Source organism: Pseudomonas sp. GW821-FHT09A09, from assembly GCF_059418405.1.
This window is the reverse complement of sequence record NZ_JBWKPU010000023.1, coordinates 12810-23777: the sequence shown is the minus strand read 5'-3', so window position 1 is coordinate 23777 and position 10968 is coordinate 12810. Positions and strand designations below refer to the sequence as shown.

Annotated in this window: 9 protein-coding genes; 5 read left to right on the top strand and 4 right to left on the bottom strand. The window is 63.6% G+C overall.

Annotated features, from left to right (window positions below):
• Positions 1–6 precede the first annotated feature (6 nt).
• The 5 genes from AC07OV_RS19720 to AC07OV_RS19700 are packed head-to-tail and all read left to right on the top strand — an operon-like array spanning position 7 to position 6252.
• A complete protein-coding gene (locus AC07OV_RS19720) occupies positions 7–1224 on the top strand; it encodes a glycosyltransferase family 4 protein (RefSeq protein WP_495092809.1) in 1218 nt (405 codons plus the stop codon).
• Complete coding sequence (locus AC07OV_RS19715; protein WP_495092808.1) at positions 1215–2318, top strand: glycosyltransferase family 4 protein; 1104 nt, start codon at positions 1215–1217, stop codon at positions 2316–2318. Before AC07OV_RS19720 ends, AC07OV_RS19715 begins: the two co-directional genes overlap by 10 nt.
• A complete protein-coding gene (locus AC07OV_RS19710) occupies positions 2315–3748 on the top strand; it encodes an O-antigen ligase family protein (protein WP_495092807.1) in 1434 nt (477 codons plus the stop codon). The genes AC07OV_RS19715 and AC07OV_RS19710 overlap by 4 nt, the downstream gene beginning before the upstream one ends.
• Before the next feature lie 2 nt (positions 3749–3750).
• On the top strand, positions 3751–5160 hold the full coding sequence (gene murJ / locus AC07OV_RS19705) for a murein biosynthesis integral membrane protein MurJ (RefSeq protein WP_495092806.1): 1410 nt from the start codon (positions 3751–3753) through the stop codon (positions 5158–5160).
• A 36-nt stretch (positions 5161–5196) separates the two neighbouring features.
• On the top strand, positions 5197–6252 hold the full coding sequence (locus AC07OV_RS19700; protein WP_495092805.1) for an acyltransferase family protein: 1056 nt from the start codon (positions 5197–5199) through the stop codon (positions 6250–6252).
• Between the two features lie 123 nt (positions 6253–6375).
• On the opposite strand, the gene AC07OV_RS19695 is transcribed toward AC07OV_RS19700, so the two are convergent.
• The 4 genes from AC07OV_RS19695 to AC07OV_RS19680 all read right to left on the bottom strand — a co-directional run bounded on the left by AC07OV_RS19695 (position 6376) and on the right by AC07OV_RS19680 (position 10785).
• Entirely contained in the window at positions 6376–6969 is a 594-nt protein-coding gene (locus tag AC07OV_RS19695) for a DUF4174 domain-containing protein (protein WP_176999348.1), read from the bottom strand.
• A gap of 165 nt (positions 6970–7134) precedes the next feature.
• A complete protein-coding gene (locus tag AC07OV_RS19690; protein ID WP_176999349.1) occupies positions 7135–7767 on the bottom strand; it encodes a glutathione S-transferase N-terminal domain-containing protein in 633 nt (210 codons plus the stop codon).
• Between the two features lie 12 nt (positions 7768–7779).
• Positions 7780–8358, bottom strand: a complete 579-nt coding sequence (locus tag AC07OV_RS19685; RefSeq protein ID WP_495092804.1) for a GNAT family N-acetyltransferase — start codon at positions 8356–8358, stop codon at positions 7780–7782.
• A gap of 69 nt (positions 8359–8427) precedes the next feature.
• On the bottom strand, positions 8428–10785 hold the full coding sequence (locus AC07OV_RS19680) for a DNA polymerase II (RefSeq protein WP_495092803.1): 2358 nt from the start codon (positions 10783–10785) through the stop codon (positions 8428–8430).
• Positions 10786–10968 lie beyond the last annotated feature (183 nt).

The window sequence follows — 10968 nt, the reverse complement described above, 5'->3', positions numbered from 1 at the left end:
CCCGCCATGCGCATTCTATGGATCCTGCCCTATTCCCCCTGGCCCGCCACCAGCGGTGGCAAGACGCGCCAGTTCCACCTGCTGCGCAGCCTGGCCGCCCGTGGGCATCGGATCACCTTGCTGCTGCATGACAAACACCCGGTGTCGCTCACTGATCGCCAGGTGCTGGAAGCGTTTCTCGAACAACTGATCATCCTGCCGCGCCGCCCACTGCGCAGCTTCAAGACCCTGGTGGCCGGGTTGTTTGCGCCCTACCCGCTGCTGGCCAGCGTGAACGGTTTGTCGGGCCCCTTGCAGGACACCTTCAACCAGTTGCTCAACGAGCATTGGGACGTGGTGCAGATCGAACACAGCTACACCTTCCAGCCCTATGAAGACACGCTGCTGCGCAAATCCCAGCCGTTCGTGCTGACCGAACACAACGTGGAGTCGGCCCTCGGCGCCGCCACCTACGACCGTTTGCCGGGCTGGGCGTTGCCGTTCATTCGCTACGATCAATGGCGCTATGCCCGCTGGGAACGCCGGGTGATGCGCCAGGCGGCGCAGGTGGTGGCGGTCACCGACACGGACGCCCAGGTGCTGGAAAAGATCGCCGGCAAACCGGTGCCGGTGGTGGTCAATGGGGTGGATTGCGATCACTTTGCTGCGGCCCGTCCCGACCCGACGACACGCCGCGTATTGTTTCTGGGCAACTATGAATATGCGCCGAACGTGGATGCTATCGAATGGGCCCTGGACGAGATCCTACCCAAGGTCTGGGAGCGCTGCCCGGAGGCGCGCATGAGCGTGTGTGGTTTCGGCATGCCGGGCAGCTGGCGCGAGCGCTGGAAGGACCCGCGCATCGAGTGGCAAGGCTTTGTGCCGAACCTGCTGAACCTGCAATCGAGCTGCTCGGTGTTCCTGGCCCCGTTGCGCCATGGCGGCGGTTCCAAATTGAAAGTGCTGGAAGCCCTGGCCGCCGGCCTGCCGCTGGCGAGTACCGACCAAGGCGTGTCCGGCCTGGACCTGGTCGAAGGCCTGGACTACCTCGGCGGCCAGAGCGCCACCAGCCTCGCGGAATCGGTGGTGCGCCTGCTGCAATTTCCCGACGCCGCCGCGCCCATGGGCGAAGCCGGGCGCGCCTATGTGCGCCGGGCCCATGACTGGAGTGTGGCGGCCAGCCAGCTGGAACAGGTGTACGCCAGCCTGTCGCCGCTCGAGCAAAAGGAGCCCGCATGCGTGTAGGCCTGGATTACCGCACCGTCGGCACGTCGCCGCAATCAGGGATCAGCCGCCAGGTGTATGCCCTGGAGGATGCCCTGCGTGCGTTGCCAGAGATCGAGCTGGCGCGGTTCACCGTGGCGCCCCTGGGCGATGAAACCCGGTTGCAGGCCCATTGCCCGGCCTGGGGCTGCGCGAAGACTGCCATGCACCAACCGCACAATCGCCTGCGTTTCGAGGCAGGCTTCCTGCCGCGTGCGTTGCGCGAGCAGCACATCGACTTGTACATCAGCACCTTCAACATGGGCCTGCCGTTGCCGCCCAAGCCCAAAGGCTTGCGCACGGTGGTGCTGTTGCATGACCTGTTCCAGATCACGTTGAACAACTACCACGCCAACCGCTTGAAGGCGTTGATCTACAAGACCAGCGATCGCCTGTCGATTGCCTACGCGGTGCACAGCGCCGACCGGGTGTGGACACCGTCGCAGTACAGCGCCGATGAAACCGCGCGGTTGTTTCCCAAGGCCGCCGGCAAGATCCGTGTGCTGCCCAATCAGGTCGATGGCTTTGTCGAATTGGCAGCCGACCTCACCGCGCGCCAACTGCCCGAACGCTATTGGTTGCTGGTGGGCACCCGTGAATTACGCAAGAACGTGCCGTTCCTGGTGGACGCCTGGCAGCAGGCGCGTCGCCAATCGCCGGCGGTACCAGAGTTGGTGCTGGTGGGCAGCCTCGACCATTTGCCTGAAGCCCAGCGCAGCCTGCCGGGCATACGCGCCTTGAGCGGTGTGTCGGACGCCGAGCTGCACGCGCTCTACCGCCAGGCCTCACGCCTGTGGCAGCCCTCCTACGCCGAAGGTTTTGGCTTGCCGGTGATCGAGGCCCTCAGTGTCGGCACGCCGGTGGCGGTGGCCAGTGGCACGTCGTTGGATGAAATCACCCCACCGTCGGCACCGCGCTTTTCGCCCACCGACGGCCCGGCCCTGGTGCAACTGATGGTGGATGTGTGCGAGAGGCCTGATGAAGAGTCGCCCGAGCAACGACGCCAATGGGCCGAACGTTTCAACCGCCAGGCGTACCGTCGGCGCCTGGCCGAACTGATCGAGGAATTGAAGTGAGACTATCCCTGGCAAGCCTCGTCGCGATCCTGTTCGGCCTGCTGTTTGGCGGCCTCGCCCTGGCGCTGTCACCGGCCAAGGCGTTCCTGGCGGTGATCGGCCTGGCGGCAGCGGTGACCATCCTGCGCTTTCCATTGTGGGGCCTGTTGCTGTTTGCCGGGGTGGCCACCTTCATGCCCTATTCCACGGTCAACCTGGGCATTCGCAGTACGGTCAGCGAGGCGATCCTGGCCCTGACCTGGGGCGCGGTGCTGTGGCACAACTTCCTGGCGCGCCTGCCCGATACACCGAGCCTCACCCGTCGCCCCACCGACCAGATGCTGTTGTGGCTGATGCTGTTCAGCGTGTTCCCGTTCATCGTCGGCCAAGTAACCATCCACGCCGACACCAGCGGCGTGGCCAACTGGCTGCGTTGGCTGCTGAGCCTGTCGGCAGTGTTCCTCTGCGCGAAGTTGCTGACCGAGCACAAACAGCGCGAATCGTTGGTGATCGCCTTGTTGCTGGGTTCCCTGGCGATGCTGGTGCTGTCGATCGCCGTGTTCGTGCGCACGCGCTCAGGGGCGGGCATTGCGCCGATCCTGGCGGTGTTCAACTACGGCAACTTCGACATGCTCAAATTCGGCCTTGAAGCGATGTCATCGCGCATGGGCTCGCCGTGGATGCACCCGAACGCCATCGGCGGGATCATGGCGTTGCTGCTGCCGCTGGCGTTCTGCTTCGGCATGACCGAGCAGGGCTGGAAGCGCGCGCTGGGCCTGGGCGTGGCGTGCCTCGGTGCCGCCGCCTTGCTATTGGCCAGTAGTCGTGGCGCGATGGTCAGCCTGGCCTTGGTGCTGATGTGGATGGCCACGCGACGTGTGCCGTACACCGGGCGTTTGTTGATGATCGGCGCGGCGCTGACCGTGGCGCTGGTGATGGCGTATCCACCCTTGCAGGACCGGCTGGCGACGATTTTCTCCTCGAGCAACGCCAGTACCGAAGTGCGTTTTGACGAATACCGCATGTTCCCCCAAGCCATGGCGGCCTATCCGTTCGGCATTGGCTTCAAGGTCGACCCTCCGGTGCCCGGCACGCACTTTTTGGGGATCTCCAACCTCTGGCTGAACTTCATCTACAAGACCGGCATCGCCGGCATGCTGTTTTTTGTCGCGGTGACCGTGCGTTGGTGGCGTGAAGCGCGCCCGGAAAAAGGCCCGATCCGCCTGACCAAGGACAATGCGCTGTGGCTGGGCAGTACCGCAGGGATTCTGTCGGCGCTGGTCAGTGGGTTGTTCGACCACTACTTCAGTTTTGCCGTGGTGATGGTGGCGCTGTTCTGGCTGATGGTGGGCATCAATGTGCTGGAGGCTCGCCGGTTGTTTCCGGCACGCCTGCCGCAGGTCAAGACCGTGGTGCCGGGCAAATCACTTCTAGACGGCGTGCGGCCTTAGCCATGCTCGGCTCTGCCGTCTGGCTGACCCTGGCAACCCTGCTGGGCCTGTGCCTGGGGTTCGCCCGTGAATGGCTGCTGGTGGCGGCCTGGGGTGCGGGGGAGCGCAGCGATGCGTTCCTGATCGCGCTGTTCTTGCCCGAAGCGTTACGCATGTCATTGGCCGGTGGTGTGCTCAGCGCCGCCGCGTTGCCGTTGTACCTGGAACGCAAGGACGGCGATCGCCTGGATTGGCTGGCGGTGCTGTTCCCGGCGTTGATGCTGATTGCCCTGGTCACAGGCCTGCTGCTGACGGTGTTGGCGCCCTGGCTGGTGCAGTTACTCGGCCCCGGTTTGGCGGCCAGCGCCACGGCCCTGGCCAGTAGCAACCTGCAGATCGTGGCCTGGTGCGTGCCGGGGTTGATGCTGCATGCGCTGTTCAGTATTCCGTTGCAGGCCAGCGAACGCTTTGTGCTGGCGGGGTTGGGCTCGCTGCTCTTCAACCTGCCGCCGGTGACCTACCTCGCCCTGGCTGGCACCGCCACGCAACCGCACTCTCTGGCATTGGCGTGCCTGGCCGGCAGCGTGTTGATGCCCTTGGCACTGCTGCCGTCGATCTGGCGCCAGGGCTGGCGGCCGTGGCGCTGGCAGCTGTCCTTTACACCGCTGCGGGAGTTGGGCCAACGCATCGGCCCATTGTTGCTGAGCAACGGCGCCAGCCAGGGCTTGGCGTTGATCGAGCGGCTGGTGGCGTCGTTGCTCGGTGAAGGTGCGGTGACGTGGGTCAACCTGGCGCGCAAGCTGATGAACCTGCCGCTGATTGCGTTGATGAGCCTCAACCAAGTGCTGCTGGGCATGATGAGCCGGCGCCAGGGCGATGAGCGCCTGGCCCTGCTCAAGCGCGGCCTGGAAACCGCCAGCGTACTGACCCTGCCGGCCGGTGTGGGCCTGGTGGCCGCTGCGCCGAGCCTGGTGGCCTTGCTGCTGCCCAAGCAATCGGTGGATTCACCGCTGCCGTTGCTGCTGGCCTGGTTTGCGGTGCCGCTGGTGTTTGGTGCCTGGAACGCGCTGCTGGCGCGTTATGCCTACGCGGCCGGCGACACGCGCCAGCCATTGCGTTGCGAGCTGCTCGGCAGTTTGGTCAACGTGGTATTGCTGGGCGCCCTGCCCTTTGTGTTCGGCTTGCCGGGTATTCCGCTGGCGGCACTGGCCGGGGTGATCTGCACCGCGCTGCTGTTGATGCAGCGTCAATCGCTGCTCGGCGCCCTGCCCTGGGCGCGGCAATGGGGGCTCAGTGCGCTGGTGATGGGGTTGGCGGCGCTGGCGTTGTTTCGGATTGATGGCGTGTGGCTGCAACTGGGGCTGAGCACCCTGGCGGGGGCGGTGGTGTTGCTTGGGATGGGGCTGTGGTTGAAGCCGTGGCGCAAGGCGTGAGGCGCGCTACGGGGTTTATAGAGAGGGAGAGGTCACGTGAAGCATCGTTGGATTCAAATGGACATTGCCAAGGGCATCGGCATCTTGATGATCGTGTACGGTCACAGTTGGTTCGTGGCGAATTCGCTGGAACTGCAGTACCCGATTATTGCCTCGTTCATCTTGCCGCTGTTTTTTTTCCTGTCCGGTGTGTTCTTCAAGCCCGAGCAGCCGTTTGTGGAGATGGCGGTGCGCAAGGCCGACGGTCTGCTCAAGCCGTTTTTCTTCACCATGCTGGTGTATGTGATCGTACGCGACGTACTGCGCGGCCAACCCCTGCTGCCGGATATCGGCGGCGTTCTGTATGCCTCGGTGGACACCATTCCCTGGCAGGCACTGTGGTTTCTGCCGCACTTCTGGGTCGCGATCCTGTTCAGTTGGGTGATGCTGCGCCTGATCCAACGCCTGAAGCTGTCACTGCCGGTGAGCTGCCTGCTGATGGTGCCACAGCTGTTGATCGGCATCTGGGTACTGCCGTGGTTCTGGCAAGTACCGGTGAGCGTCGGCGGCCAGACCTGGGTGGTGCCCGGCCTGCCCTTCGGGCTTGAAATCACCCTGATCAGCAGCACCTACTTCATCTGCGGCTACCTGCTGCGCGACTGGCTGCGTCGGCACGAAGGATCGTGGCTGGCGCTGGTGATTTCGGTGGCGCTATTCGCCGCCGTGTTCATCGGCAGCCACGCCACCATGGACCTGGCGCAGCGGCGCTATGACCACTGGCTGTGGACCAGCCTGCTAGCGGTGCTCGGCGTGTACGCGTGCTGGTCACTGGCGCGGGTGCTGATGGTGTCGACCGTCATCACACGGGCGATGACTTACATTGGCCAGAACACTTTGATCCTGCTGATCTTCCACGGTGAGATCCAGCACAAGACGGTTGACCTGCTGGAGCGGCTGGGGCTGCACGCGTTTGTCGCGGCGTGCGTGGGTTTTGTGGTGGCGGTAGTGGTGCCGTTGTTGATCGGGGAAGTGATCAAGCGGGTGGCGTTCTTGCGGTTTTTCTACTTTCCGTTTCCGGTGCGTAAACCGGCCGGGAATAAGGCGACAAGTTAAGGAACACTGGAGACCCAATGTGGGAGCCGGGCTTGCCCGCGATGGCGGTGGTTCAGCTAAGTCTTTGGTAGCTGACACGACGTCATCGCGGGCAAGCCCGGCTCCCACAGGGTGTTATGTGTTTCAGTCGTCGAGTTGTTGCGGGGCTGGTTTGCTGCCGGCTTTTTCCGGCTTGGCCGGTTTGGCAGGCTTGGCCCCTTTGGCGGGAGGCGTCGCAGCAGGCTCGGGCTCGGCCGGTGCGGCCAGGTCTTTTTCAGCCTGGGGCATCTGGTCGATGGCGCTGAAGAATTCCTTCAGGTCGAGGGTATCCGGTGGCACGGTCTTCTCGACTTTCTTCTCGCCGTCCTTGCCCACCAGAATCACCTTGGTACCACTGCCGGCACCCAGCTTGAGGGCGCGGATCAGGGCGTTGGTTTCCGGTGGCGTGAGCTTCTTGCTGTCCTTGGGGTCCTTGGCGAACTTCTCGCCTTCGGCACCGATGCTGCCGAATGACACGGTGTAGAACACCATGTTGCGTTCTTCGAAGGACTGCTTGGTGGCGGGCTCGTTCAATTGCTTCTTGAGGGTGGCCAGGGTCGGGTTGCCGGAGTCCAGCTCCACCACCACCAGCGGGCGTGATTTGCCCAAATCCTGCTTGAGCGGGTTGATATCATCAGCGGCCAACAGCGGCCCCGTAAAAGCCATCAAGGTAGCCAGGGTCAGCGACCGGATGAGCATGCGCACCTCCTTCCAATTCCATGCAGGGTTCTTGAGTTTCATGTCTGCGACAGTCAAATTCAAGGATGATTCCTACACCACTTTAAGAAAGCGTAGGTCAGGACGCCCGCTACGCAAGGGGTTGGGCTGGGTCTGCGGTGATTGTTTCCACTGATTACGGAAACATCATGAGACCTTCCACTCCGGCCAATGCCGCGCAAACACGGGGGCCACGACAGGGTCGGCGTCCACCTGCGCCAGGGTTTGTGCAAAGCCCGGGGCGAGGCCGTTCAACGCCTCCCGTGATTCGTCCCAACGCGACACCGCCGCCGCCATCAGGCCCAGCGCATTCGGCTCTCCGCCTGGAGAAAACAACTGCTCGGCAAACTGGTCGGCGAACACCACCCAGGCCTGGTGCAGGTAGCGCCGGGTGCCGGTGACCAGTTGCGCCTGCACCGTTTCATTGACATTGCCCAGCCAGCGTTGCGGGTAGTCGATGATGCCGATGGCCGAGTAGCAATTGGCGGCGATGTACACCAGGCCGCGGATAACCTGGGCACGGTTGCCGCCCAGCAGGTCGGCGGCGGGAAACTCCAGGCCGAGGTGGATGAGAATCGCGGCACTTTCCGTCAGCACCTGGCCATCCGGCGTGACCAGGGTGGGCACTTGCTTGAGTGGGTTGATGCGCGCCAGTTCATCACTGCCCTCGCCCTCTGCCCACGAGGCCGCGTCGACCCGTCGCCACGGCACCGCGCAGCGCTGCAGGGCGATTTCGATCATGCAGGAGCCGGATTCGTCGATGCCATAGAGCGTGTACATGGGCCTTTCCTCCTAGCGTTGCAGTTTGGCCTGCAAACCGGCCTTCACCTGCGGCCATTCCGAGTCGATGATGCTGAAGCGTACCGAGTTGCGCTTGCGCCCGTCGGGCATGATGCGTTCGTGGCGCACGATGCCTTCCTGCACGGCACCCAGGCGCAGGATCGCGGCGCGGGATTTTCCGTTAAGTTCGTCGGTGGTGAATTGCACGCGCACGCAGTCGAGCACTTCGAAGGCGTAGGTCAGCAACAGCAGTTTGGCTTCGGTGTTGACCGCACTTTTTTGCGTGGATTGCGCCAGCCAGGTGTGGCCGATTTCCAGCTTGCGGTTGACCCGGTCGACTTTCCAGAACCGCGTACTGACGACCATCTGGCCGCTGTCACGGCGCACGATGGTGAACGGGATGACGGTGCCGGCATCACGCCCAGCCAGGGCGGTGTCGATGTACTTATCAACCGTGTCCGGCCCCGGGACGTTGGTGACCTTGAGGTTCCACAGTTCGCCATCGGCGGCGGCGTCGAGCAAGGCGGCCTTGTGGTCGCGGAGCAGGGGCTGAAGTTCGACCGTGGTGCCGGTCAGGGTGATCTGGGTCATGGAGGCGCTGCCGTCTGAGGGTCGTCAGAGACAGAGAGTGCAGGCTGGCGCCCGCACGAATCAAGCGTTTTAAAACAGGCCCATCTGCCCCCCCACCAAGGTGCTGAAATCGTCGTCCACGAACGGCAGGATCGCGTCGGCCACCGGTTGCAATTGCCGCGTGACGTAGTGGTCGTAGTCGATGGGCGCCTGGCGCACTTCCAGCGGTTCGGGGCCATTGACGCTGATCACGTAGCTGATCCAGCCACCGCGCTGGTACTGCCGTGGACGCCCCAGGCGGTCGTTGTAGTCATCCGCCAGGCGCGCGGCACGCACATGGGGCGGCACATTGCGCTCGTAGTCGTCGAGTTTGCGGCGCAGGCGTTTGCGGTAGATCAGCAGGTCGTCCAGTTCGCCGCTCAGGGTTCGCCGCACATAGTCACGCACGTAGTCCTGATGGGGCTGGCGATGGAAGATGCGCTGATAAAGCTCCTGCTGGAACTGCCGCGCCAGGGGCGACCAGTCGCTGCGCACGGTTTCCAGGCCTTTGTAGACCATTTCTTCGCTGCCATCGCCGCGCACCACCAGGCCGGCGTAGCGCTTTTTGCTGCCCTCCTCCGCGCCACGAATGGTCGGCATGAGGAAGCGGCTGAAATGGGTTTCGTACTGCAATTCCAAGGCGCTTTGCAGACCGAACTCACTGCGCAAGTGCTCGCGCCACCAGTCGTTGACGTGCTGCACCAACGCCTGGCCGATGCGACTGGCGTCGTCCTGGGAATGGGCACTGCCCAGCCACACAAACGTCGAGTCGGTGTCGCCGTAGATCACCTCATATCCCTGGGCTTCTACCAGCGCGCGGGTCTGGCGCATGATCTGGTGGCCGCGCATCGTGATCGAGGACGCCAGGCGTGTATCGAAGAAACGACAGCCGCTGGAACCCAGCACACCGTAGAAGGCGTTCATGATGATTTTGAGGGCCTGGGACAACGGCGCGTTGTGTTCGCGCTTGGCCACTTCGCGCCCTTCGGAAACCCGCGCGACGATGGACGGCAGACAGTGCCGGGTGCGGGAGAAACGCGCACCGCGAAAGCCTTCCACCGACTCGCTGTCATCGGGGTGCTTGAGGCCTTCGACCAGGCCCACCGGGTCGATGAGAAAGCTGCGGATGATCGACGGGTAGAGGCTTTTGTAGTCGAGCACCAACACTGATTCGTAGAGGCCGGGGCGCGAGTCCATGACAAACCCACCGGGGCTGGCCTGAGGCGGTTTGTCGCCCAGGTTTGGCGCGACGAAGCCCTGGCGGTGCATCAGCGGCATGTACAGGTGGGTGAACGCGGCGACGGAACCGCCGCTGCGGTCGGCCGGCAAGCCGGTGACGCTGGCCCGTTCCAGCAGGAACTTGAGCAGTTCGGTCTTCTCGAAAATCCGCGTGACCAGCTCGCAGTCCTTGAGGTTGTAGCGTGCCAGCGCGGGCTTGTCCTCGGCGAACATGCGGTTGATTTCGTCCATGCGCTGGTACGGCGTGGAGATGTCCTTGCCCTCGCCGAGCAAGGTTTGCGCGACGTTTTCCAGGCTGAAGGATTCAAAACTCCAGGTGGCCGAACGCAGGGCTTCGATGCCGTCGATGATCAGCCGCCCCGCCGCCGCCGCAAAGAAATGCGTGCGGCTGCCGTGCTCGCGCCAGGCCATGGGCTCGTCGCCCCGGCCGAGCATCAACGGCACCTTGAGGCGCTGGGCATGTTCGTGCAGCACGCGCAGGTCAAACTGCACCAGGTTCCAGCCGATGATTGCATCGGGGTCATGCTGGGCCAGCCATTGGTTAAGGCGTTCGAGCAACTGGGCACGGGTGTCGCAGTAATCGAGCTTGAAGTCGACCGCGTCGACCTTGTTGGGCGGGCCGAGCATGTACACCTGGCGCTCGCCGCAGCCTTCGAGGGCGATGGAATAGAGGTCGCCCTGGGCGGTGGTCTCGATGTCCAGGGACACCAGCTTGAGCGGCGGACGGTAGTCGGGGGCGGGCTTCATCTGCGCCTCGGACAGCGCACCGTTGGCGTCAGGGGTGCCGCCGAACCACACCGGGGCGGTGATGAAGCGCTCCATCATGTAGCGCTCGGGCGGGCGCACGTCGCCTTCATAGACATCGACACCGGCTGCGCGCAGGCGCTTTTCCACGTCCATGGCCTGGCGGTGCTGGCGGGTGTAGAGGCCCAACACCGGGCGATGATGAAAGTCCTGCAACTGCAGCGGGCGCAGCTCGATGTCGCGCTCGCCCTTGAGCAACCAGTCCAGCGGCTTGCGGTGGGCCTCGGGGATAAACATCACCGACGTCTGCATGGGAAGTCGGATAAACCTCGGGCCGGCGTCGGTGGCCAGCCAGAAGCTGACCTCCGTGCCCGTCGGGGTATCGCGCCAATGCCGGGTCAGGACAAAACCCTGCTGTAAATCCACCGTACCGCACCTCTGGAATTGCTTTCAGGGCGTGATTCTACTCGGCATCTGTACAAACGCGGCACGTTAACGCGCACGCAGACTGCAATCCGACAAATTTGTTGCAAAACATTAATAACAATCACTATCATTTGCACCGGAGTCGTATCCGCGCAGCGAGGACGCGCAACGTTGTTGCCCTAT